The 23252-nt window shown below is 36.2% G+C and carries 25 protein-coding genes and 1 pseudogene; 23 read left to right on the forward strand and 3 right to left on the reverse strand.

The genetic code is table 11. The features are described 5' to 3' along the window. Window positions 1-167: 167 nt before the first annotated feature. A pseudogene (map, locus tag Q2T41_RS07030) lies at window positions 168-930 on the forward strand (type I methionyl aminopeptidase). A 37-nt stretch (window positions 931-967) separates the two neighbouring features. Here map and Q2T41_RS07035 read toward each other — a convergent pair. Further along, window positions 968-1345: a Fur family transcriptional regulator gene (locus Q2T41_RS07035; protein ID WP_304435490.1), complete on the reverse strand. Its 378-nt coding sequence runs from the start codon at window positions 1343-1345 to the stop codon at window positions 968-970. Window positions 1346-1434: 89 nt separating this feature from the next. Between Q2T41_RS07035 and Q2T41_RS07040 the strand changes: the two genes are divergently transcribed. The 22 genes from Q2T41_RS07040 to ribA all read left to right on the forward strand — a co-directional run bounded on the left by Q2T41_RS07040 (window position 1435) and on the right by ribA (window position 20522). After that, entirely contained in the window at window positions 1435-2436 is a 1002-nt protein-coding gene (locus Q2T41_RS07040; RefSeq protein ID WP_304435491.1) for an NAD(P)/FAD-dependent oxidoreductase, read from the forward strand. 1 nt (window position 2437) lies between these two features. Continuing rightward, on the forward strand, window positions 2438-2683 hold the full coding sequence (locus tag Q2T41_RS07045) for a hypothetical protein (RefSeq protein ID WP_304435492.1): 246 nt from the start codon (window positions 2438-2440) through the stop codon (window positions 2681-2683). 1 nt (window position 2684) lies between these two features. Next, window positions 2685-3314 carry a class I SAM-dependent methyltransferase gene (locus tag Q2T41_RS07050; RefSeq protein ID WP_304435493.1) on the forward strand — a complete coding sequence of 210 codons (630 nt, stop codon included), beginning with the start codon at window positions 2685-2687 and terminating at the stop codon, window positions 3312-3314. Window positions 3315-3562: 248 nt separating this feature from the next. Further along, the gene (locus Q2T41_RS07055; RefSeq protein WP_304435494.1) at window positions 3563-4150 is read left to right on the forward strand and encodes a DUF1684 domain-containing protein; all 588 of its coding nucleotides are present in this window, start codon (window positions 3563-3565) and stop codon (window positions 4148-4150) included. A 62-nt stretch (window positions 4151-4212) separates the two neighbouring features. Then, window positions 4213-7476: an FIDD domain-containing protein gene (locus Q2T41_RS07060; protein ID WP_304435495.1), complete on the forward strand. Its 3264-nt coding sequence runs from the start codon at window positions 4213-4215 to the stop codon at window positions 7474-7476. Window positions 7477-7643: 167 nt separating this feature from the next. Beyond that, window positions 7644-7919, forward strand: coding sequence for a hypothetical protein (locus tag Q2T41_RS07065; protein ID WP_304435496.1), 276 nt, complete (start codon window positions 7644-7646; stop codon window positions 7917-7919). A 348-nt stretch (window positions 7920-8267) separates the two neighbouring features. Then, a complete protein-coding gene (locus Q2T41_RS07070; RefSeq protein WP_304435497.1) occupies window positions 8268-8645 on the forward strand; it encodes a hypothetical protein in 378 nt (125 codons plus the stop codon). A gap of 357 nt (window positions 8646-9002) precedes the next feature. Continuing rightward, window positions 9003-9953: an SDR family oxidoreductase gene (locus tag Q2T41_RS07075; protein WP_304435498.1), complete on the forward strand. Its 951-nt coding sequence runs from the start codon at window positions 9003-9005 to the stop codon at window positions 9951-9953. A gap of 10 nt (window positions 9954-9963) precedes the next feature. Beyond that, on the forward strand, window positions 9964-10626 hold the full coding sequence (locus tag Q2T41_RS07080) for an NAD-dependent epimerase/dehydratase family protein (RefSeq protein WP_304435499.1): 663 nt from the start codon (window positions 9964-9966) through the stop codon (window positions 10624-10626). Window positions 10627-10634: 8 nt separating this feature from the next. Beyond that, a complete protein-coding gene (locus Q2T41_RS07085) occupies window positions 10635-11546 on the forward strand; it encodes a helix-turn-helix domain-containing protein (protein ID WP_304435500.1) in 912 nt (303 codons plus the stop codon). 3 nt (window positions 11547-11549) lie between these two features. Further along, window positions 11550-12065 carry a hypothetical protein gene (locus tag Q2T41_RS07090; protein WP_304435501.1) on the forward strand — a complete coding sequence of 172 codons (516 nt, stop codon included), beginning with the start codon at window positions 11550-11552 and terminating at the stop codon, window positions 12063-12065. 84 nt (window positions 12066-12149) lie between these two features. Next, window positions 12150-12716: a Crp/Fnr family transcriptional regulator gene (locus Q2T41_RS07095; protein ID WP_304435502.1), complete on the forward strand. Its 567-nt coding sequence runs from the start codon at window positions 12150-12152 to the stop codon at window positions 12714-12716. 50 nt (window positions 12717-12766) lie between these two features. Further along, on the forward strand, window positions 12767-13222 hold the full coding sequence (locus Q2T41_RS07100; protein WP_304435503.1) for a DoxX family protein: 456 nt from the start codon (window positions 12767-12769) through the stop codon (window positions 13220-13222). A gap of 163 nt (window positions 13223-13385) precedes the next feature. Beyond that, window positions 13386-13646 carry a hypothetical protein gene (locus Q2T41_RS07105; RefSeq protein WP_304435504.1) on the forward strand — a complete coding sequence of 87 codons (261 nt, stop codon included), beginning with the start codon at window positions 13386-13388 and terminating at the stop codon, window positions 13644-13646. 521 nt (window positions 13647-14167) lie between these two features. Next, on the forward strand, window positions 14168-14614 hold the full coding sequence (locus Q2T41_RS07110; RefSeq protein WP_304435505.1) for a hypothetical protein: 447 nt from the start codon (window positions 14168-14170) through the stop codon (window positions 14612-14614). A gap of 253 nt (window positions 14615-14867) precedes the next feature. Continuing rightward, window positions 14868-15092 carry a hypothetical protein gene (locus Q2T41_RS07115; protein WP_304435506.1) on the forward strand — a complete coding sequence of 75 codons (225 nt, stop codon included), beginning with the start codon at window positions 14868-14870 and terminating at the stop codon, window positions 15090-15092. A 68-nt stretch (window positions 15093-15160) separates the two neighbouring features. After that, window positions 15161-16360, forward strand: coding sequence for an amidohydrolase family protein (locus Q2T41_RS07120; protein ID WP_367186836.1), 1200 nt, complete (start codon window positions 15161-15163; stop codon window positions 16358-16360). A 128-nt stretch (window positions 16361-16488) separates the two neighbouring features. Further along, window positions 16489-17466 (forward strand): DUF3887 domain-containing protein, encoded by a 978-nt coding sequence (locus Q2T41_RS07125; RefSeq protein WP_304435507.1) that lies wholly within the window; start codon window positions 16489-16491, stop codon window positions 17464-17466. Window positions 17467-17659: 193 nt separating this feature from the next. Beyond that, entirely contained in the window at window positions 17660-18067 is a 408-nt protein-coding gene (locus tag Q2T41_RS07130) for an RDD family protein (RefSeq protein ID WP_304435508.1), read from the forward strand. 204 nt (window positions 18068-18271) lie between these two features. After that, on the forward strand, window positions 18272-18811 hold the full coding sequence (locus Q2T41_RS07135) for a sigma-70 family RNA polymerase sigma factor (RefSeq protein ID WP_304435509.1): 540 nt from the start codon (window positions 18272-18274) through the stop codon (window positions 18809-18811). Between the two features lie 56 nt (window positions 18812-18867). Beyond that, a complete protein-coding gene (locus Q2T41_RS07140; RefSeq protein ID WP_304435510.1) occupies window positions 18868-19749 on the forward strand; it encodes a PhzF family phenazine biosynthesis protein in 882 nt (293 codons plus the stop codon). A 137-nt stretch (window positions 19750-19886) separates the two neighbouring features. Continuing rightward, on the forward strand, window positions 19887-20522 hold the full coding sequence (ribA, locus tag Q2T41_RS07145; RefSeq protein WP_304435511.1) for a GTP cyclohydrolase II: 636 nt from the start codon (window positions 19887-19889) through the stop codon (window positions 20520-20522). A gap of 20 nt (window positions 20523-20542) precedes the next feature. On the opposite strand, the gene Q2T41_RS07150 is transcribed toward ribA, so the two are convergent. Together Q2T41_RS07150 and Q2T41_RS07155 are read right to left on the reverse strand one after the other, a co-directional pair. Continuing rightward, on the reverse strand, window positions 20543-21154 hold the full coding sequence (locus tag Q2T41_RS07150; protein WP_379921409.1) for a class I SAM-dependent methyltransferase: 612 nt from the start codon (window positions 21152-21154) through the stop codon (window positions 20543-20545). Between the two features lie 138 nt (window positions 21155-21292). Beyond that, window positions 21293-23095: a DUF885 domain-containing protein gene (locus tag Q2T41_RS07155; RefSeq protein WP_304435512.1), complete on the reverse strand. Its 1803-nt coding sequence runs from the start codon at window positions 23093-23095 to the stop codon at window positions 21293-21295. Between the last annotated feature and the right edge of the window lie 157 nt (window positions 23096-23252).

Here is a 23252-nt window from a genome sequence, read left to right on the forward strand (position 1 = left end):
AATCCCTATAATTATTACAGCTTTGACCGTGACACCAAGGTTTTTATAGTACTCTTTATAGTAATCATACAAAACCAAAAGATTTTGCCAAGTGTATGGCAGAAAGCAAAAGGTAATTTACTGCCGAATTGTTCATTACAAAACCGTTACCCCATTAAAAAAATGATATGTCAATAACGAAAGAATCTGAATTAATAGGAATGCAAAAAATTAGTGAAGTTGTTGGAACTACACTAAAATTAATGAGAGAATATGCTAAAGTTGGGATGTCAACTAAAGAGCTTGATGAATATGGAGGTGAAATTTTAAAGGGTTACGGAGCTAAATCTGCACCATACGAAACCTATGGATTCCCTGGTTACACATGTATAAGTGTAAATAAAGAAGCAGCACACGGAATACCATCAGAGAAAAAAATATTAAAAGAAGGAGATTTAATTAATATTGATGTATCAGCAAAACTAAATGGTTTTTGGTCTGACAATGGTGGTTCTTTTGTTCTTGGAAAAGACATTCATAATCACCAACCTCTTGTAGAAGCTTCTAAGAATATTTTACGCAAAGCAATAAACAATATAAAAGGTGGAGTGAAAATTTCAGAAATTGGATATTTAATAGAAACCGAAGCAAAAAATCTGGGATAAAGTCATTAAAAACTTGGCTGGTCACGGCGTTGGTAGAAGTTTACATGAAGAGCCTGCAAATATATTAAACTACAGAGTTAAATGTAACAGGGAACGATTTAAGAAAAATACAACGGCAGCAATAGAAACTTTTATTTCAACAAGGTCAACTATTGCCGTAGAATTGTATGCTGGTTGGACCTTAGTCGGAAACAAAGGTGGATTTGTTACCCAGCACGAACAAACCATACTTGTAACTGATAAACATCCTGCTATCTTAACAGAATCCAACGATATTTGGGGTTAAGCATATGGATAAATAGCTTTTTTGGGCATTTTAAAACTTACGAACAGTCATTACAAGTTCCCGTAAGAACACAATTTGCGTTTTGAACTTCATACCCATTAGGAACCGAATATTCAACAGGTACTTGCAGGCATTCTATAGAATCACACGACAAACATCTAAAATGAAAATGATGTTGAACAACTTCTGGTTGATTCTCACATTTTTTGCAAATGGCAAAATATTGCTTGCCATCTTCCGCTACAATTTTATGGACTATATCATCCTCACAAAATCTATTTAAGACCCTGTAAATTGTTGCCCTATTGATTTCAATATCCAACTGCCGCTCAATAGCATCTTGACTTAATGCTTTTCTGGAACTTAAAAGTAAGTTCAACACGGCTTCTTTTGTTGGCGTATTTCTTCTATTCATAATTTATTGCGAATAAGTTGCAATAATACGGAAAAACTGTATATTTGACAACAATTACTATTGCGACAATTTCGCGTTAAAGATAGTTTATGATAAGAAGAGAGGTTATAAGACTTTTTGGAGTATCCGGTTTAGTAACTATACTGTCAAAACCTTTATCGGTCTTCGCACAATACACCAACAAAATGAAAAAAAAAGAGTTTGAAGTCATTATTATTGGCGGGAGTTATGCTGGACTTTCCACAGCAATGAGTTTAGGCCGTTCATTGAGAGATACATTGATTATAGATGCCGGTAAACCGTGCAACCGCCAAACACCGCATTCCCATAATTTTCTGACCCAAGATGGGAGCACGCCTCAAAAAATAGCTGAAATTGCCAAGAATCAATTATCTAAATATGACCATATTAATTTCTATAACGGACTTGCCGTAAGTGGAAAAAGAATTCATAAAGGCTTTGAGATAACCACATCTAATGGAACTATTTTAACTGCAAAAAAACTGGTTTTTGCCACAGGGATCAAAGACATAATGCCTGACATAAATGGCTTTGAACAATGTTGGGGAATTTCGGTAGTACATTGCCCCTATTGCCACGGTTATGAAATACGTAATAAAAAAACCGCTATAATCGCCAATGGGGAAAGAGCATTTCACCTTGCATCCTTAGTACACAACCTAACCAAGGAAATAACCATCATTACCTCCAATATAAAAGACTTTGAAGAAGATCAGCTCAAAAAATTACAAAGGAACGCTATTCATATTGTAGAAAAAGAAATTGCAATTATTGAACATAAAAATGGCCAATTAGAATTTATTGTTTTCAAGGATGGAAGTAAAGAAAATTATGACTGCGCCTATGCTGCAGTTCCGTTTATGCAAAATTCTACCATACCTGAGGAATTAGGCTGTAAACTCACCGAACATGGACATATACAGGTCACTGCTATGCAAAAAACCACAGAAGATGGAATTTTTGCCTGTGGCGATAATAGTACATTAATGCGTTCCGTTGCAATGGCAGTTTCCAGTGGTAACATTTCAGGCGCTGTTATCAATAATGAACTAACTCAAGAGCATTTTTAATATGGTTGAAGTACTTATAACAAACGTAAAATTAGAAGGTCACTCAGAAGAAATTCTGCATTTCCTAAAAAACGGCTATCCAACATTAAAAATAAATTTTGATTTGGAGGATTTCAACAGACCATATCCTTGTGGACATTCTATTTTAAGGATAGAAGGAAGATGTATAGATACTGTTGCCATTATACGGCAACTTAGAAAAAAAGGAATTGAGTGTGATTTATTAGATGATAAAATCTGTGTGTAGTATGGCAGTATTTTGGGAAACGGCTTTTAAAAACAAGAAAGAGTTGTGGGGAATGAACCCTGCAAAATCCGCTGAGTTAACAAAGGATTTTTTTGTAGAAAATAAAATAAAGAACGTGCTAATACCAGGTATTGGATATGGACGAAATGCACAACCATTTATTGAAAATGAAATTGCAGTTACGGGAATTGAAATTTCAAATACCGCAATTAAACTTGCCAACAAGCATTACGGTACTGATCTAAATATCTTTCACGGCTCCGTAACCAAAATGCCTTTTGATGACCAAAACTATAACGGAATTTTTTGCTTTGCCCTAATTCATTTATTGGGTAACGAGGAAAGAAAAAAGCTGATAAAAGACTGTTACCATCAACTGAGAGAAAACGGTTATATGGTCTTTACCGCTATAAACAAAAATGCTTCTCAATTTGGAAAAGGAACAAGGATCAGTAAAGACCGCTACGAAATTCATAAAGGCGCAAAAATATTCTACTACGACCAAGAATCCGTTAAAGAAGAGTTTGAAAAGTACGGCCTTATAGAAATAATAGAAATTGAGGAAAATCAACCCATGTACTTAATTAAATGTAAAAAAAGTACTAACAACGCAATCACAACAAACAATTAAGAAGTTATATTCCGGGCACCTATAAAAACGGGCAATTATTTTGAAGCACGCGTTGCTCATATTTGGAAATTAAACGATGGTAGGATTATTAGTTTTGAGCAGTTTGTAGTCAGTAAGTCCGTAGACGAAACAATACGTTAAATTACTCCCTAACCTTGCCAACATTTTGGTAGAAAATTTAAACTAAATTAAGTGTGATATACTTAAAATGGATAGTTTAGAGTTAGTATTACAACAATCTTATTACCATGACAAAAACGTTAACCCTACTTATCATTTTGCAATTATGTATAGCAAATGCCCAATCTTACAACCAATCGGTCTTGGATTTTCAACAACATTTAAACGAGGAATACAAAAACCCAGATGAATCACCTCTTGATAAAAAAGATTTAAAACGGTTTAAAGGTCATGATTTCTTTCCAATCAATGAGAAATATAGGGTAGTTGCAAAATTTACTAAGATTATGAACCCTACCCCATTTTTAATGAAAACCACAACAAGTAGACTTTCTATGTACGAGGTCTACGGGGTCGCTAATTTTGAGTTAGATGGACAAGAATATCAACTTAACGTTTATCAAAATCATAAACTTAGGGAAACTGAAGAATATAAAAATTATTTATTTCTTCCGTTTACGGATTTAACCAATGGCGATCAGACCTACGGTGGTGGTCGGTTTATTGACTTGGAAATTCCCGAAGAAGAAACTATTGTTATTGATTTCAATAAGGCATACAACCCTTATTGCGCCTATAATTCCAATTATTCCTGCCCCATTCCGCCAAAAGAGAATGATTTAGACACCCAAATTATGGCCGGAATAAAAAAATAAAAGTACTTACCCAATAAATATTGGCATTAGGATGTTATCTCCTAGTACAACATACGTTACTTATGCTTAAAAGCTTCCCTATCATTGTATTTATCCTGTTTTACAATGTCATTTCAGCACAAATTACCTTAACGCATAATATTGGTAACACCCCCATTAAAACCAACATGACTTCTTGCCAATATGAAGAATCATGGTCTAGGGCTTTTACGCTTTCTGATTTTGGCATTTCTACTGCAGATCAATTTATCATTACCTCTGGACAGGTTGCCATTAGTAATTCTTATGAAGGTGCAAGATTGATTTTTAATTTTTATAGCCTAAATTCCGAAGCACCTGAATATAACCCCCAACGTATTAGTTACGGAAATTTAGTGCTTGCTCCTGAAATTGGGGATACCCCAGAAATTGTTCAGATAGAGTTTGCTAGCCCAATAACGATTCCTGCAGGGGTGGAAAGAATTTTAGTAGAGGTAACTCAAATGGATGATATTTATAATGATGCGTATAAAAAAGTTTCAATTGCAGGAACGGAGTTTGATAATGACACCTCTTGGTATAGAGGGTGTAGGGTATATTACACCCATATAGCTACCGAAAATTTGATTCCCGCAGTTCCCGATGCCAACTTTTTTATAAATGTAACAGGTTATAAGATTACGCCGTCCAATTTAGGTTCTATAACAACCTTAACGAATAATCCATGTGGAGACCCAATAAAAACTTCTATGTTCTCTTGTTCTTATAGCAAACTTTTCTGGGCAAGACTATTCACTCTTGAAGATTTTGGAATTTCAACAAATGAAGAATTGACCATTAATTTAGGTCAAATAGGAATTACCAGCTCGGATGGTGGTACTGGTATCCAGTTCAATATTTACGAAGTGGATGAAAACTTTCCTGACTCATTTTCAGAAACGAATTTGATAGGTAGTAGCCAAGTACAAAGACTCCCTTATGTTTCTGATTATTACCCACAGATAATAACCGTCAACTTTGAAACCCCCATAACCGTTCCAAGTAATGTGACTAGAATTTTAGTAGAAGTTACGAATGTCATTTCTTGGGGAAGTGGAGTGTTTTTTGTTGCTGGAACAGAACAAGACGTAGGTGATTCCTGGTATAGGGGCTGTGGTTCTGGGTCACCTGGTTATAGTATGGAGGATTATGTAAGTATGGTGGACCCTGCTTTTAGAAAACTTGGGGGGTATCCTGATGCAAAATTTTACATTAATGTAACCGGAAATGTAAATCATGTGACCAATGACTTCTCCATGAACATTTCAAATATCTGTTCAGATTTTTTAAAGGAGTTTAGCGTGACTCCCACGGATAATATGACCTCCATAGCCTGGGATTTTGGTGATCCGGCCTCGGGTGTTGAGAATAGTTCAACGAATTTTTCACCATTCCATGATTTTTCTGCTGATGGTACATATACCATTACCGCAACGGTCACCGCAACCGATGGCAGTATTGAAATACTAACGGAAACCATAGATGTAAAAGAACCTCCAAATGCGTATGGCATTGATGATATCTACGCTTGTGAAGATAGTTATAACACCGGTGTTTCATCATCGTTTAATGTTGGGCAAGTAACCCAACAAGTTCTCGGTGGACAAAATAATATGACGGTCACTTTTATTGATGGCAGTGGCAATTCCTATACCTCACTACCCAATCCGTTTACCAATTCCATTAACAATAGGGAAACAATTACTGTAAGGGTGGCCCATAACAATGCCCCATGTTGTTATTCTGAAACCAGTTTCGATTTGATCGTAAACCCTATTCCAGACCTTTCCTCCGTTACAGACCTTATTGTTTGTAGTAATGAAACAGATGGTTTCGCCACTTTTGATTTGGAACAAGTGCAGCAAGCTATTTTAAGTGGCAACAATATAAATTCAGTTGCTTTTTATCGCGAAAATGGAAATCAAATACAGGCTCCTTTAGACTCGGTTGAAAACCAGACCATAAACGAAGAGGTAATAACGGTTAAAGCATATGAAAATGTGAACAATTGTTATAATGAAACAACGTTTAAACTAATGGTCAATCCGTTACCCATAGCACACGATTTGGATATTCTAATTGGTTGTGATGACAATGGTGATGGTATCTCGGAGTATTTTGACACATCAATGGTAGAATCACAAGTGTTGAACAACCAAATGAACCTAACAGTTTCTTATTTTGATGCCAATGGTAATTCGTTGCCAAGCCCATTGAACAATCCGTATACAAATACTATTGCCGGTGAAGAAACCATAACCGTGAGGGTTACCAATACGCAGACCAGTTGTTATGGCGAGACTCCTTTGGTCTTAAGAACATCTACCCGGCCACAATTGAACATGCCGTCTACGGTATATGCCTGTGATTTGGGGAACGGTTTCGCCAATTTTGACCTTTCTCATATTGAGGAGGAAATTATAGGATCCCAAACAGGATTGAACCTTTTTTATTTTGATGCCAATGGAGTAGAATTAGGTAGTCCGCTAACTGCTTCTTATAAAAATAGTATACCATGGAATGAAACGATAACTGTACGTGCCGAAAACGTATTGAATGCTTCGTGTTATGAGGAAACTAGTTTTAATTTAATAGTAAACGAACTACCTACAACGACTCTTGAAAAAAGTTATTATTTATGTCATTTAGAGCCATCGCTATCGATTGAAGTAGAAAGTGGTTTTGATTATTACAGTTGGAGCCATGAAAATGAAGGCGCCATTTCTAACACCCATGAAGTAGACTTGGTGCATGCCGGTAATTACACCCTCACCATTGGCAAGAGAACCAATGATGAATATTGTGAAAACAGCTTTGAATTTGAATTGATACGTTCTACGCCACCCACAATAACAGAAGTGAGGTACAAAGATCTGTCCGATAATGATTTTATTGAAATATTAGCTTCCGGAGATGGTGATTTTGAATATTCTTTGGATGGAGTGAATTTTCAAGATAGCAATTACTTTTCCGATGCTATCGGTGGCACCTATACCGTAATGGTAAGGGATAAGGAGGGTTGCGGCCAGGATAGTGCAGATGTAATACTAATAGATTATCCAAAGTTTTTTACACCGAACAATGATGGCAATAACGATTACTGGCAGATTTTTGGAATTGATCAATATCCGGATGCTTATGTACATATTTATGACCAATATGGAAAACTATTGGCCCAACTAACTCCAAATGATTTAGGTTGGGATGGTTTGTTCAATGGAAAAGAGATGCCAACCAATGATTATTGGTTTAAAATCAATTTACAAAATGGCACCATTTTTTCTGCACATTTTACGCTAAAAAGATAAAACTATAATTATTACAAACCTGAAGATAAATTTTCAGTTTTTTCCATAAATAACATTCAGTTCAAAACTCTATCTTTAGGTTAGGCCAATTATAAATAAATCATTGTAACTTGATTGACGGATAAATTAATTAGTAATGCACTATTTTAGTTTTAATAGTATTTGAAATGAATAAAGTCAATTTTTCTGAACTTACCGAAGAGGAGCTTAAAATTGAGAAAAAGAAACTAGATAAAAGAAAAGTTACCAATGCCTTGCTAATTGGTTTTTTAGCAGCAATAGTTGCAGTAGGATTAATCTCTTGGATATTAGGTTCTAAAAAAAATCCAATAGCATTACTCCTTCCCATGCTTTTTCCAATTTACTTTATTTATCGAATAAGCAAAAAATCTGAAAAGGACAAAGCCTTAGAAGCTGTATTGAAGGAAAGGAACTTAAAATGAAAAACAGATATAAAAATTATAATGACTACCAAGAAAATAGGTAGACATAGTTAGACCCATTCATCACATTACGGCAGGAATAAAAAAATAAACAATCTTAACCAGTATGTTGGCCTTATGGTTGAAGTTTAAAAGGTGTGTTAATCAGCTATTTTTCTGTTCAAGTCTATCCCCATTCTTACCCTATTACCATAAAAAGGAACCGTAAATGCGAATACGCTAAAACGTAATATTATTCTATTCATTAGAATTTGCAAAGGCACATGCCGTATCAAAAAAAATTATTACCTTAATGGCTTACACCCGGTTTACGGGTAGTTTGCTTCTAAAATCCAAAATTTCAAAACCATGAAAATCAACAATATTTTAATAGGTGTTTTTTCTCTTATCACGTTTACTGCATGTGCACAGCATGAAAAAAGTGACCATATGGAATTAGCAACTGCCGTAACCGAACTGAAATTGAAAACGGAAAATTTTGATGAATTAAAGAATTTTGATTGGAATATGGTCAAGGAAATTTTTCAAGAAAACAATACCGATCAAGAAATCACCCTTGCCATTGCATATGTGAATACCTCTGAAGTTGACAAATCAAAAGTTAGAATTGATAATTTTGAAATGGAATTTACCGGGAAACTAGCTGACTTGGATAATTTGACCGCAAGGCTTAAAAAATCGATTGACAAATTGGATGAATTTAACGTTCAAAATACCAATAACTAAAGTTGATAATAGCATTTTACAACTACCTTAAGCTACATCCTTTATAATCATATGGGGTTTTTATGGAATTGTTGATATCAGTTATCGTCTGTCTAATTATTCCATGAAATACACTTGCAACAAATAAAAAAGGTTGCATTTTATCTACTTAATGTATTTCCATAGGCAAACACATATTAAATGCTATAACAATCGTTCAATAAACATTCTTTTCCCTCAGCCTACCCTAACAACCTTAACTTGTCCTTTATAATTCAACCAAAAAGTATACGTCTTTCGAAAATCCGTATACAGTATTAAGCTTACTCCTGCCCGACCTTTGACCTGTACTTTTCATTAGTATTAAAAAAAGGCAAAATGGATACAAATCAATATGGTAAAACGGGATGGACACCGGACAGCATTGAAAACCTGAATGGTAAAATTTTCATTATTACGGGCACTACTAGCGGAACAGGTTTTGAAGCAGCAAAAATTTTACTTTCAAAAGGCGCAAAAGTGGTCATGCTTAACAGGAACCCAAAAAAGGCAGCGGACACCATTAAAACGCTAAAACAAGAATTAGGCAACCACATTGATGTGCTAGCCATACAAATGGACTTGGCGGTACAAGCTTCCGTAAAAAAAGCAGCCAAAGAAGTTCTAAGTACCGTTACCCAAATAGATGCGCTTATCTGCAATGCGGCTATTGCCCAAGTACCTAAACAGATATTAACGGTTGACGGTTGGGAAAGTCAAATGGGCACGAATTACTTTGGCAATTTCACGCTTCAGGCATTATTGTTTCCGCTCATTAAAAAATCCAAGGGACGCATTGTAACTGTTGGAAGTATGGGATATGACATGGGAATTAAAACCATAAAATTCGACGACCTCAACTGGGACAATGATTATACGCCAAATGAAGCCTATAGTCAAAGTAAACTGGCACAGATCATGACTATCTATGAACTACAGGATAAATTGGCTGCAGCAGGCAAAACAGATGTAAAAGCATATGCTTGTCACCCGGGTTCATCAAGAACCAACCTAATTAATACAAGTGGTAGTTTTGTGATGAAATTTATCTTTAACTTAATGAAATTATCTCCTCTGACACAATCGGCAGAAAAAGGGGCCTACCCGCAACTCATGTGTGCCACAGAACCAAATTTGGACCAAAGTGGTTTTTACGGCCCAACGGGGAGAAACTTTTGGACCGGTCCGGTGGGGGCACATAAATTGGAACCGCATGCCAAAGATAAAGCAGTGGCTAAAAGACTATGGGAACTTTCAGAAAAAGAGACCGGTGTAAAATGGAATATTTAAAGCAAAACAAATGAACGTAATAATTACAGGCGCTACAGGAATGGTTGGCAAAGGTGTTTTGTTAGAATGTTTAGATGATAAGAGAATTAAAAAAATCCTCTTAATAAATAGATCTTCTATAGGCCTTAAAAATCCTAAAATCAGTGAAATCATCCATCAAAATTTCACTGATTTTAGTGCCATTCAACATACTTTTAAAGCGTACAATGCCTGTTTTCATTGCATGGGAGTTTCTTCTGCTGGAATGACAGAAGAACAATACTATAAACTAACCTATACCGTTACAGAGGCTTTGGTCAATGCTACCTTTGAAGCCAACCCAAATTTAACCTTCGTTTATGTTTCAGGGGAAGGCACGGACAGCACTGAAAAAAGTAAAACCATGTGGGCAAGGGTAAAAGGTAAAACAGAAAATTTTATATTTAACAAAGGCTTTAAAGATGCCTATGCGTTTAGACCAGGAGTTATTTTACCAAAACGTGGAATTAAATCTAAAACTAGACTGTACAATGTTTTTTATGTACTAACACGTCCTTTTTTTTCAATAATGCAAAGAATGAAATCCGTTACTACTACAATAACCATAGGTAAAGCCATGATTTCTTTAGTAGCAAGGCCTCAAAATTTGAAAATCTTGAATGGTAGAGCTATTAATGAAATACTATTGAACTGATTAAAATTATGCAACACTTTAAAACATTAGCATCGTATTTAGATTATTTAGGATTGCCCAGACCAGAGCATCCTATGTTGAGCGTGTTCAATTCTAAAGGTGATGGTTTTTTGCCTTGCCCTAGAGAAAGTTCGCCTGCAATTACCAATGATTGCTATTCCATAAGTTTTAAAAAGTATGTGGATGGAGATTTAAATTACGGGCGAACCCAGTATGATTTTACCAATGGCGCCTTAATTTTTATAGCACCCAGACAGGTCTTGCAATGGGACAAAAGTGTGGTATTCGAACAAAAAGGGTTTTCCATAAACTTTCATGAAGATTTTTTAAAAGGAACGGCATTGGCCCATCAAATTAAAAAATATGGGTTCTTTTCCTATTCGGTCAACGAAGCGTTGCATCTATCGCCAAAAGAAGAAAAGCAATTGGAATCCATTGTAGAAAATATTGAAATTGAATATCAAAATAACCAAGATGTATTTAGTAAGGAAATCATTATTTCTCAATTGGATACGCTATTGAAATATGCCAATCGATTTTATGAACGCCAATTTTTACATAGAAAGGAAATAGCCAACAATTTATTGGAGCAATTTAACCAACACCTTACCCAGTATTTTGAATCGGGACAATTACAGGAAAAAGGCATTCCAAGTATAGAGCAGATAGCTGATAAGATGTCCGTTTCTAAACGTTATTTAAGTGATACGCTGAAAAAGGAAACAGGTAAAACTACCACTGAGCATTTGCAATTACTCATAATTGATGAAGCAAAGAATATATTGCTGCAACCCAGTAAGAGTATTTCTGAAGTGGCCTATGAACTAGGGTTTGAATATCCGCCCTATTTTTCAAGATTGTTCAAGAAAAAAGAAGGAATAAGTCCAACCCAGTACAGGGAAAAATATAAACTGAATTAAACTATGGAAATTTTAAAACTAGCCACGGAGTGGGCAAAAGCCGAGGTATTCTCTACACGGTTCTTCATCATTTTCGCCATTTTATTTTTACTGGCAAGCATCGGGTTTTGGCAGTTGGGAAAAACAGATTTAGCAAAGGCTTACATTATTCCAACCTTAGTTGCAGGTATACTTCTTATGACCATAGGTCTCGGTCTTTTTTATACCAACAAATCTAGAATCAATCAATTTGAAAAAGAGTTCAATGCAGATGCACCTGCCTTTTATCAGTCAGAAATAGAACGTACCGAAAGTACCTTAAAAGAGTACACCGTTGTATTTAAGGTCATTCCTATCTTAATTATTATTGCTGCATTGCTAATCCTCTTTATCCAAACTCCCACGTGGAGAGCCATAAGCATTACAACAATTGCGATGTTGACCGTTATCATATTGGTTGACGGAACGGCATATTCAAGAATTGAAGCCTACCATACAGCATTGAAATTGATAGATTTAAAAAACTACATCAAAAAATAAAACCTATCTTATAATAGGAGTTAGCGGTTCAGGTAGTGTCCTGAATTAAAACGGCCAGCAACAAGAAGAACTAAACAACGGTCAATGTATAGGATTAGAGCTTTTTTTGAGGAAATTGTGACAATTAACGATGAAGATTGGAAACTGTTCTCCTCTAAACTTGAAAAAACCGAATATCCCAAAAAAACCATACTATTAAAAACGGGACAAACAGAAACGTATCTTTCGTTCATTGAAAAAGGAGCGGTTAGGCTTTATATCCCAGGTTTGGAAAACGATCTTACATTTGGTTTCTGCTTTGAAAACCAATTTGTTTGTGCATACGATTCGTTCATAAGGCAATCTCCTTGTACGTATCAGCTAGAAACATTGTCCAAGACGATCTTATGGCGTATCTCCCATACAGATTTACAAGAAATATATGCCCGGACAGCAATAGGCAATACCATTGGTAGATTGACCGCTGAAAACCTATATTTAATAAAATCAGATAGGGAACAATCACTTTTAAACCAAACTGCGCAAGAACGTTATTTGTCGCTCTTTAAAAATAGACCAAATCTTTTCAAGGACATACCATTGAAATATATTGCTTCCTATATTGGCATAACCCCACAAGCTTTAAGTAGAATTAGAAAGCGAATTTCTTAACCTGGGTTCATTGTTTGAAGCGCCAATAGTCTTCAACTTTACAATAAAAAATGAAACCCTTAATTGTTTTACTAGTTGCCACATTAATTACAGGAATAGCCTTTAAATCCATACATGGAACGTACGAGATTTCCTTGTACGCTAGAATTGGCATGTCCGTAATGCTACTCTTCACTGCAATAGGTCATTTTATGTTCACTGAAGGGATGGCCATGATGATTCCCAATTTCATACCGTACAAAAAAGAAATAGTCTATTTTACCGGGATAATTGAAATTTTTGGTGCAATTGGGTTACATATTCCACAATATATAACGTTGACAGCCTATCTACTAATTTTGTTTTTTATTTTGATAATACCAGCAAACATAAAAGCTGCAATTGAACATATAGAGTATCAAAAAGCCACGTTTAACGGACATGGATTGTACTATTTATGGTTCAGAATTCCGTTACAATTATTTTATATAACATGGGTATACTTATCCTCGATCAAGTACGGTTAAAGACCTAGAAAAACTCTAAACGAACTATATTAGTTATAGCTACATATCAAATTATTTATAAACATTTTTATGAGAAAATTCACACAGATTTGTTAACATTAAAGAACAAGAAATTTTTGGTCCAAATTTTATCCTAATACTCATTTTTTAAAGGAAACAATAAATGATGAACACAAATTTCAAATTTATTATCGGTTTAGTTTTAGTCTTAAGTTTTCTTTCCTGCAAGAGTAATAGGGTAGCCCTAAACCATCTTGAAGGATTATGGTTGCTTACGGATAATGAAAAGAATTTGAAATATGTAAAAATTGATGAGACCAAAGAACATTATGGATCTATCTTAAAAATAGCAGAGGACAGCACCATCATTGATTCGTACGTCATGAATTGTTTATTTGGAACAGGCAAATCAAAATTCTACTGAAGGTACTTGGAATATTGCCAAAAATTCAAAGTACATTTTAAGCACAGTTCCTATTGACCTTCAAGGTCATAATTTTAAAATACTAAAACTTAACGACACCAGTTTTATTTTGAATAAATGTCGATAAGAAAAAAACAGCACTTGCTCAAAATGGCCATAATCCTTAAGTGCAAACATGTACAATTGGTCAACAATAACCGCTGTTTTACATTCTAGAACAGGAAAAAAATCATTTTCAACACTGTCCCGGCACATTAAGTTTTTTACTAAATTTCCCAAGAATAGTAAGTACTCCTATCTATGCCAATTTTTAGAATATTAGATTAGTGCCTACTACTATCCAAACTTAAAAACTTGAGCCTGAAATAAGAAACAGAACATGAGAATGTCAAGTTTAGGATACATGAAAAACATAGGATTTCAAAAAATTCAATCAAAACTAAAAAGAACTATACAATTCAATTTTTCAACTGAAATCAAGAACCTAATATGTTGTGGTATGTTAATACAGAAACCGATCAATGTCCATTCTAACTAACTACCAAGAAATTCTGGTGGTAGATAAGGGTATCGAGGAGCTAAAAAAATCGATCCTCCATGAAAAGCACATTTTTGTCAAATGGATTTCGCAAACGGATTGTATCCTAAGCCTACCATTTTCAATTGGTACAAACTACGCCCTTGATTTAAACAATGATGCAAAAAGCGCAATCATTGTATATGCAACCTTTTCTAACTTGTCTAAAACAAGAACACAAATTAAACTATATACAACGTTTAAATATGGTCTGTTGTTAATACTGTTAATTCCTATTATTATGTTGGCTTTGGAACTAACTGTAGACCTGGGAATTCCGTTAGCCTTTTATTTTGTTTTTCCTATTGTTTATGTAATGCTCTTAATTTTTATTAGGGCCGAGGAAAAAAAACTAATCAACCGGTTTAAAGGTCTTATAATTAATGTGTAGTCCATTTGGGATATTAAAAACAACGATATTATTTATTCATACACTTTAAAAGAATAAGGGCAAAACAAGCACTAATCCTTCAAACGAAACTTGTGAAAATTTTAATTACAATTTGATAAAAGCGGTTGCTATAACCCTAAATAATTTAGAATTACCTACCATACCACATATACCTTGGCAACAGTAAACACTTCAAAATCAATTACATTTCTTATACTTGTACTACCCCATGGCAAACATAAAACAAAGCTTTATGAAAAAGGCTATAGTACTATTTATCACAATATTGGCATTATCATGCCAAGAAACCCAAGAGCGACTAAAACTGACAAAAGGGGTATATATTTCAAACATTACCATCATTACCTCAGAAGACGGCAACTACCATCCGTATAATGGTCATTTGGTAATCAATAACGATTCTATTGTTTACCTCGATAAAAAAAACCTACCCTTAGTGGCACTTTTGAACAAATAGATGGCACGGGTAAATATATTATTCCCGGCCTAATAGATAGTCACGTTCATATTACGGAAGTTCAAGGAATGTTGCCCCATCATATGGAAGCCAACCCAGAACTCGCCAAACAATTTACCTCGCAAATGCCCAACAGTTACCTGTATTATGGCTTTACCTCACTCATTAATCTTGGTGGCATATCCAATGAACAATTAACCGCTATCAATACCCGGCCTATTCATCCGGATATTTACCATACAGGTCGCTCTGGGGCATCCGTTGCAAATGGTTATCCAATGAATTTTGCACCGGAACAATACCGGTTTGAATCTACCCCAAATTTTATTTACCTGGAAAGCCAGGCAGCACATATCCCTGATAAATACGATCCTGCGGACCACACACCTAAGGAGGTAGTGCAACGTATAAAAAATACAGGAGCCATTGCCGTGAAATCCTATTACGAATCAGGATTTAGGGGCATGCCAAAATTACCCGTGCCCACAAAGGAAATCATGAGCGAATTAATATCAGAATCGCACGTCAACGATTTGGTATTGACCGTGCATGGCAATTCCCTAGAGGCTCATTCCTTTTTGGCAGATGTAGGGGTAGATGTCATTGCACATGGGTTATGGAATTGGGAAACCTATAGGGATGTACCATTAGATTCACTACCGCTAGAAGTAAAACAAACCTTGGATAAAATAATAGAAAAACAAATAGGCTACACCCCCACCCTAACCGTCCTTTCCGGTGAAGAGGCACTAGCGGACCTAGCCTTTCTTGACCAACCCGAATTACAAAAGGTAGTACCCAAAAAATTGCTAGATTGGTATAAAACCGAAGAAGGACAGTGGTTTGCCAAAGAACTTTTCAGCGAGCTTGAAACCGGTGAGGTGCATAAGATATATGGCAATATCCAGGCACATGCCATGCTTGCGTTAAAATACCTTTCCGATCACAATGCATTACTGTTATTTGGTACGGATACGCCCTCTGCTCCAACATATGGCAACCAACCGGGCCATAATGGGTATTGGGAACTGCAATTGATGAAAGAGGCCGGTGTACCATTGGATAAAATCTTATCTTCAGCTACGATCAATAATGCCAAAGCATTTCATTTAGATGCTAACATAGGTTCCATAAAAACAGGTAAAAAGGCCAATATGCTCATTTTAACCAAAAATCCTTTGCTGGATATTGAAGCTTACAACGCTATTGAACATGTAATAATTGGAGGCAAACTGGTCACTAGGGAGGATTTGGCTGTGAAAAATTAATGGCTAGGCAAGGTACATAACTTGTTAAGGGCATATTGATGAATATATTTCCTGATGAGGCTGAAAAGACCTTATACGTACAGCCTGTATACACAACGCAGTATTTTATATTTTAAACAACCTAACACATGATGAAATCAATAATACCAATGCTACTTCTAATGCCATTATTATTCTTTGGTCAAGAAGAAAAAGAAACCATAAAAAAAGTAGCCAACGAATTTCAGGAATTATATAATGCAGAGCAGTACAAGGACATATTTGAGCTCTTTGCCCCAGATATGAAGTCGGCCCTACCATTGGAACAAACCACCGATTTTCTAAAAGGTCTTAAGAGCCAAGCCGGTAAAATGGTGAACAGAACATTCATTACTTATGAAAATGGCACTTACGCTTCGTACAGAACTAATTTTGAGCGGGCACTCTTGGCCGTAAACATTTCGCTTGATAAAACAGGAAAAATAAACGGGTTGTTCGTTAAGCCCTTCAAAGATCCCGATCTGCCTAAGGTTGTAAGGAACACTACAGATTTTATACTACCCTTTAATGACGAATGGACCATTTTCTGGGGAGGAGACACCAAGGAATTAAACTATCATGTAAATAACGAGGCCCAAAAAAATGCATTTGATATCGTCATTACGGATCATACTGGAAAATCATATAAAACCGACGGAAAAACAAACGAAGACTATTACGCCTTTGGTAAAGAACTTATTGCTCCCTGCAATGCGGAAGTTGTTCTGGTCGTGGACGGTATAAAGGACAATATTCCCGGAGAGATGAATCCTATCTATGTTCCTGGCAATACGGTCATCTTAAAAACAGACCTGAATGAATTTCTATTTTTTGCCCACTTTAAACAAAATTCTATTGTAGTAAAGCAAGGACAGCACGTAAAACAAGGAGATTTATTAGGACTTTGTGGAAATTCAGGTAATTCATCAGAGGCCCATTTGCATTTTCATTTGCAAAATATAGAGGATATGAACAAAGCCACTGGGGCAAAAAGCTACTTTACCAATATTCTTGTGAACGGGGAGCTTAAAAAGGAATACTCACCTATTAAAGGGGAAAAGGTCCAGAACAAAACAAAAACACCTTAAATGATTCAGGTAACAACCTAACACCTATTAAAGCGCCAGTAATACACAAACCAAATGCCTTTTCAATGCCATTGCAACAAAAAACAAACTAGGAACGCGATAAGCAAAGCTTTAGTTAACTTATTCTAAATCAGCTTAAAAAATTACTAAATTTATCCGTAGCCATCGCGCCAATCATACTAAAAATAACGCCATGCAAGTCCTAACAAAATCCGATTACGCTATATTGCCAGATCGTATAAAAGCAGCAATTATTGATGCATTGCTTTTAATAGCTGCAATGTACGCAGCCTCAGAACTATTGAATTTATTTGACAATGTCCCCAATTATGTTCGTATTGTCATAGCCGTACTATTGTTCATTTTATACGACCCTCTTTTTACGAGTCAATTTGGTGGTACAATTGGCCACTCCTTTAGTAATATTACGGTAAGAAAAGATACTGATAGGGAAAATTATATTGGCTTTCCCTCCGCCCTTGTGCGGTTTATTTTCAAATTCACCTTAGGCTGGGTATCTCTTTTAACGGTAACCGGAAATAAAAAGAAAAAGGCCGTACACGACTATATTGCAAACTCTGTAGTAGTTACTGACAAATAAATAAACACCTGTAAAAAGCTGAATTATAGGATTTGCTTTGCCACTTTATTTTCATGTTATTTCATACATAAACAATTTCCTGTTTCCAGAAAAACTATGATTTAGTCCCTTGATAGGAAAACGAACATGCTTAATTTATTACTATATTGATAAACTCACTGTTCATAACTGACAGTGGTGTACAAAAGTTTGTAGATTTAAGGCATGGAAAAGGAAATCACGATTATTTGGAAAGACCTTAGCGAAGAACTCTTTACGTTTATTTTAAACAAAGTTAAAGATAAGCAATCCGCAAAGGATATACATCAGGAGGTTTTTATTAAAGTAATGACCAACATCCATCAATTAAAGCAACTTTCCAGACTTACTTCATGGATTTATCAAATTACCAGAAATAGTATCATTGACCATTTTAGAGGTATTCAGAAAAAACAGGACATTTCAGTAGCCGAAATTGAATTGCCCGTTTTAGAGTCCAACAATTTTGACTATTCAAGACTCAGCCACTGTATCAACCAAAAAATCAATGCCCTATCCCAACAGCATAAAGAAGCAATTGTGCTGACTACTTTTCAAAATTACTCCCAAAAAGAATTGGCCGCCCATTTAAAAATCTCCTATTCCGGCACAAAATCCAGAGTGCAAACAGCCAAGAAAATTTTAAAGGAAACGATTTTGGATTGCCCTAATGTAACATCTGACAAAACCGGCAAATTATTGGATTTTAAAAAAAATGATTTTTAACTCCGTCTTTTTCCTCTCCTCTACGTCCCTATTATATAACATAAAAATTGTATCCTATGGACAATTCTAAAAAAACAGTTACCGTACAGATTTTGAACGCATTTGCAGAAAATGGCCAAGGTGGCAATCCTGCAGGAGTGGTATTAAATGCAGATGACTTATCGGTTCAGGACAAGCTTCAAATTTCAAAACAGGTGGGGTTGTCAGAGACCGCTTTTGTTTCAACATCAAAGACCGAAGATTTTAAATTGGATTTTTTTACGCCTACCAGACAAATTGCCCATTGTGGCCATGCTACCGTAGCAACCTTCTCCTACCTTAAACAACTAGGTAAACTGAAAAAAAATATATCTTCCAAGGAAACCATAGATGGTAAGAGATCCATAGAACTTAAAGGAGATTTAGCTTTTATGGAACAACTGGCGCCGACCTATACCCAAGTAGATGAACAAACCCATGTCATTTTGAAGTCATTGGGAATTCAACAAACGGACTTATTACCCAATGCCCCTATTCTCGTAGTAAATACGGGCAATTCTTTTTTAATGGTACCCGTAAAAGATGAAAATGTACTTGCAAAACTAACCCCACAATTTCAATTGATTACCGAACTCAGTAACACACTAAATCTAATTGGCTATTATGTATTTGCTCCCAGCACCCAGTATGATGCCACGGCCAGAATGTTTGCCCCTAGTTACGGCATACTGGAAGAATCGGGAACTGGTATGGCAGCAGGACCCTTAGCATGTTATTTGTATGACAAACTGCATATTACAAAGGAGGCGTTTCATATTCAACAAGGAAAATATATGTCAAAACCTTCTCCCAGTTTGATCATTGTGCACTTAAAATTACAACAGCATAGTATTAAAAGTGTAATGGCGGGCGGAAAAGGTATCGCTTCCAAAAAAATGAAAATTATTATTAATGCTTAAGTTTTTTGGTGCAAAAAAAAAGAAAGGTCTCCGTTTTGGTTGTTCAACGATGTTTTCCATGAAATTTGAAATTTCTTATACTACTTTAATATTTATCCGTTGAAATGTAATTAGTTTTGTTCTGTACGACAAAGTAGATGGAAAAGAACGGTTTTGTTCCATTTTATTTGAAATTAGTAGATTTTATCATGAACATTCAATATTCGAATACCGCACAATTACCAACGGCATATGGAAAATTTAACATCATTTCCTTTAAGGAAGAAGGTGTTGATTTTGAGCATTGTGTACTTTACAAAGGGGAACTAGAGACTAAGGAAAATGTGTTGACAAGGTTGCATTCAGAGTGTCTTACCGGAGATGTGTTCGCTTCAAAAAAGTGCGATTGCGGAGAACAGCTTGAGGAAAGCCTAAGGGCCATTGCCGAAAAAGGTAGCGGTATTGTGCTGTACTTAAGACAGGAAGGTAGAGGTATAGGACTTTTTAACAAAATTAACGCCTATGCATTACAGGATGAGGGACAAGATACTATACAAGCTAACCATTCCTTGGGGTTTGATACGGATTTGAGGGATTTTACCATTGCGGCCAAGGTTCTTGAACATTTAAAAGTAAAATCCATAGAACTGTTATCAAACAACCCGGAAAAAATTGAAGTATTGGAAAATGCCGGAATCATTATTACAAAAAGAGTTCCGCTCATCACCAAAACTAATGTACACAACCAAGATTACCTAAATATAAAAAAGGTAAAGCTTAAGCATTTACTTTAACTCCAAAAACCAACTAATCCTTAAAATACTTGGTATAATTTGGTTACGATTTTCCCTTTGGCAACCTGCAGACTCAATAATTGAGTCTCCTTTTTTACCTTGAAATTGAACGGTGGGGCCAACAAGTCTACCCCGCTATGGTTTTTTAAACGTATGCCCTGCCCCGATATGATATCCTTGTTGGGTTCAAATTCTTGATCAGGCAAATGTTCGGTAAGCAGCACATATTTATATTGGGCCAATTTTTCCACGATCTGTTGTATTTCCTGATTGCTAAGATGTTGTAAAACTTGCCGTACCACTGCACAATCCGCTTTGGGCAAGGGGTCTACGGCAATATCCAAACAATGAAATTCCAAATTTTCCTGGAGAAATGTTTTTTGATTGTGAACTATAAGACTTTCAACTATATCAATAGCTATATAATGCGCTGTGTAGGCTACTAATGTACTGCCTATATTAAAATCACCACAACCAAGATCGCACACTCGTAAAGGGCGTTCAAAGGAACCTAGGAACGAGGAGACTACCTCTATATAAGGGGTTACGATCTTTGGTAAGTGAGACCCTTCTCCGGAATAAAATGCTGTTCCGTTTTCTCCCCAAAGTTGCATGGCATAAACCTGTTCCATAGCCGCCTTGGTGGGCCATGGTCTTTTTACTTTTTTAGATGTATTCCCTTTCACGATGCCGTACAACTATTGTCCTTACTGATATAGAAATGCCATAAGGTATTCATCCTTACAGCACTTTACAATAAATTAAAGCATTTACTTTTGTGTGGCTATCCATGTTCTTACCCTACGTTCTAATAATTCTAATGGTAAGGCTCCGCCACCAAGTATGGTATCATGAAATCCTTTGATATCAAAGCTATCGCCCAATTCAGTTTCTGCCATTTTACGTAATTCTTGAATCTTGAGCATCCCTATTTTATAGGATGTTGCCTGCCCTGGCATCACCATATACCGCTGTACTTCCGCTTTCATGGCTCCCTGGGCAATAGATGAATTTTCAGTAAAGTACTTTATACCGTCAGCTTCCGTCCATCCCTTGGCATGTAAGCCCGTATCGACCACTAATCTAATGGCCCGCCAAATTTCGTTCACCAAACGTCCAAAATCATAGTATGGATTTTGATATCCGCCCATTTCCTTGGCCAATGCTTCTGAATATAAGCCCCAGCCTTCACTGTACACACTAAAACCGGCCTGCGTCCTAAACTTAGGTACGGATTCCAATTCCTGTGCAATGGAGATTTGCATGTGGTGCCCAGGATTACCTTCATGATAGGCTACGCCTTCCATTGTTGATTTTGGCATAGCGTTCATATCCGATAAATGCACATAGTAGGTCCCTTTTCTGGAACCATCCGGGGTACCTGCAGAATAATGTTGTGGCGCACCGTCCTGCTCACGAAATGCTTCCACTCGTTTTACCTGTAATTCCGCTTTGGGCAAAATGCCAAAATAGTCCGGTAGCTTCTTGGTCAAATCGTCCAAATATTTTGTGGATTCATCCAAGTATCCTTGTCTTCCTTCATCCGTATTTGGAAAAAAAAACTGCTCATCAGAATTTACGAACTTAAAAAATGCGTTTAAATCGCCCTCAAATCCTACGTTCTCCATTATCGCCAACATTTCACTCTTTATTCTAGCTACCTCCTTTAAGCCTATTTCATGAACCTCATCCGCGGTCATACCGGTGGTGGTAAATACCTTTAAACGATAGTTATAAAAATCTTTGCCATTTTCATGCCTACTAACCCCAGTGGGCTTTTCTTCTGCATTATCCACTTCGCTTTCCAACCAACTCAACAGATCGGCATATGCCGGCTTAAAATAGTCATTGATCGCTTTTTCCGATTTCCCGATTAGTTCCGTCGCCTCTTCTTCCGTAATCTTATCCCCGGTCAAAAGCGCGTTTATCTTACTTTTCATATCATTAAAGACAGGCGTACCGTCCTTTAAAGCCTTTGTTTGGACAATTACGGTTTCAAAGGCAAACCTTGGCGGCAATATACCCGCTGCAGCCTGCTCCTTTGCACGCACTACCAGTTGATTCATTGCCCTACCTGTTTCCTTGATTCTGGAGATATAGGAATTCATATCCGCAATACTGTCCACTTTATGAAAGTTGATCAAGTAACTGGGCAACCGTGTATGCATGCCATGCATTTGGTCAAACACATAATCCATATGGCTATAGGCCTCACCTTCTTTCATGATTTCATATTGGTACGTCCATAGATCATAGGATGTGCGGTCCGCATCGCTTAAACTATCATAATCAAACTTTTCATGCAGCTCCTTTGTACTTGCCGCCATCCACGCCAATTCGTTTTCCTCTGCCGCTTTGCTAAGGTCATCGATTTTATCATATTGGTCCTTTCTTCCTTGGGCGGTAAGTGCCAACGGACTCATTTGCAACCGTTCTTCGTATTTGTCATCAAACCATTGGTTCAATTCTGCTGTTTGGTCAATTATGGGCTTTTCTTCTTCCTTACAAGAGGATACCATTAGTAATGCCGTTAAGAACACGCCTTGAGTTACTTGGGTTAGTATTTGTTTCATGTTTGATCAGTTTATATTTAGTTAGTTAAATACTCATAAGATATGATTAGGGAGGTAATTTAAAGATATAGTAAATTGTTTATACCAGCTTCATCAGTACCTATCAAAAAGAAAATAACAATGGGATATTTAGTACCTTGTGATGTCCTCCATAAAA

This window comes from Maribacter confluentis, from assembly GCF_030505015.1.
Lineage (GTDB): Bacteria > Bacteroidota > Bacteroidia > Flavobacteriales > Flavobacteriaceae > Maribacter > Maribacter sedimenticola.

Excerpts from the sequence above, each read along its gene's own strand:
- Q2T41_RS07040 (WP_304435491.1), top strand. The coding sequence starts at position 1,435 with ATGATAAGAAGAGAGGTTATAAGACTTTTTGGAGTATCCGGTTTAGTA.
- Q2T41_RS07115 (WP_304435506.1), top strand. The coding sequence starts at position 14,868 with ATGAAAAAGGCTATAGTACTATTTATCACAATATTGGCATTATCATGC.
- Q2T41_RS07155 (WP_304435512.1), bottom strand. The coding sequence starts at position 23,095 with ATGAAACAAATACTAACCCAAGTAACTCAAGGCGTGTTCTTAACGGCA.
- Q2T41_RS07085 (WP_304435500.1), top strand. The coding sequence starts at position 10,635 with ATGCAACACTTTAAAACATTAGCATCGTATTTAGATTATTTAGGATTG.
- Q2T41_RS07135 (WP_304435509.1), top strand. The coding sequence starts at position 18,272 with ATGGAAAAGGAAATCACGATTATTTGGAAAGACCTTAGCGAAGAACTC.
- Q2T41_RS07075 (WP_304435498.1), top strand. The coding sequence starts at position 9,003 with ATGGATACAAATCAATATGGTAAAACGGGATGGACACCGGACAGCATT.
- Q2T41_RS07105 (WP_304435504.1), top strand. The coding sequence starts at position 13,386 with ATGATGAACACAAATTTCAAATTTATTATCGGTTTAGTTTTAGTCTTA.
- Q2T41_RS07080 (WP_304435499.1), top strand. The coding sequence starts at position 9,964 with ATGAACGTAATAATTACAGGCGCTACAGGAATGGTTGGCAAAGGTGTT.
- ribA (WP_304435511.1), top strand. The coding sequence starts at position 19,887 with ATGGAAAAGAACGGTTTTGTTCCATTTTATTTGAAATTAGTAGATTTT.
- Q2T41_RS07100 (WP_304435503.1), top strand. The coding sequence starts at position 12,767 with ATGAAACCCTTAATTGTTTTACTAGTTGCCACATTAATTACAGGAATA.
- Q2T41_RS07090 (WP_304435501.1), top strand. The coding sequence starts at position 11,550 with ATGGAAATTTTAAAACTAGCCACGGAGTGGGCAAAAGCCGAGGTATTC.
- Q2T41_RS07130 (WP_304435508.1), top strand. The coding sequence starts at position 17,660 with ATGCAAGTCCTAACAAAATCCGATTACGCTATATTGCCAGATCGTATA.
- Q2T41_RS07065 (WP_304435496.1), top strand. The coding sequence starts at position 7,644 with ATGAATAAAGTCAATTTTTCTGAACTTACCGAAGAGGAGCTTAAAATT.
- Q2T41_RS07140 (WP_304435510.1), top strand. The coding sequence starts at position 18,868 with ATGGACAATTCTAAAAAAACAGTTACCGTACAGATTTTGAACGCATTT.
- Q2T41_RS07120 (WP_367186836.1), top strand. The coding sequence starts at position 15,161 with ATGTTGCCCCATCATATGGAAGCCAACCCAGAACTCGCCAAACAATTT.
- Q2T41_RS07035 (WP_304435490.1), bottom strand. The coding sequence starts at position 1,345 with ATGAATAGAAGAAATACGCCAACAAAAGAAGCCGTGTTGAACTTACTT.
- Q2T41_RS07045 (WP_304435492.1), top strand. The coding sequence starts at position 2,438 with ATGGTTGAAGTACTTATAACAAACGTAAAATTAGAAGGTCACTCAGAA.
- Q2T41_RS07150 (WP_379921409.1), bottom strand. The coding sequence starts at position 21,154 with ATGGAACAGGTTTATGCCATGCAACTTTGGGGAGAAAACGGAACAGCA.
- Q2T41_RS07125 (WP_304435507.1), top strand. The coding sequence starts at position 16,489 with ATGATGAAATCAATAATACCAATGCTACTTCTAATGCCATTATTATTC.
- Q2T41_RS07050 (WP_304435493.1), top strand. The coding sequence starts at position 2,685 with ATGGCAGTATTTTGGGAAACGGCTTTTAAAAACAAGAAAGAGTTGTGG.
- Q2T41_RS07055 (WP_304435494.1), top strand. The coding sequence starts at position 3,563 with ATGACAAAAACGTTAACCCTACTTATCATTTTGCAATTATGTATAGCA.
- Q2T41_RS07060 (WP_304435495.1), top strand. The coding sequence starts at position 4,213 with ATGCTTAAAAGCTTCCCTATCATTGTATTTATCCTGTTTTACAATGTC.
- Q2T41_RS07070 (WP_304435497.1), top strand. The coding sequence starts at position 8,268 with ATGAAAATCAACAATATTTTAATAGGTGTTTTTTCTCTTATCACGTTT.
- Q2T41_RS07095 (WP_304435502.1), top strand. The coding sequence starts at position 12,150 with ATGTATAGGATTAGAGCTTTTTTTGAGGAAATTGTGACAATTAACGAT.
- Q2T41_RS07110 (WP_304435505.1), top strand. The coding sequence starts at position 14,168 with ATGTCCATTCTAACTAACTACCAAGAAATTCTGGTGGTAGATAAGGGT.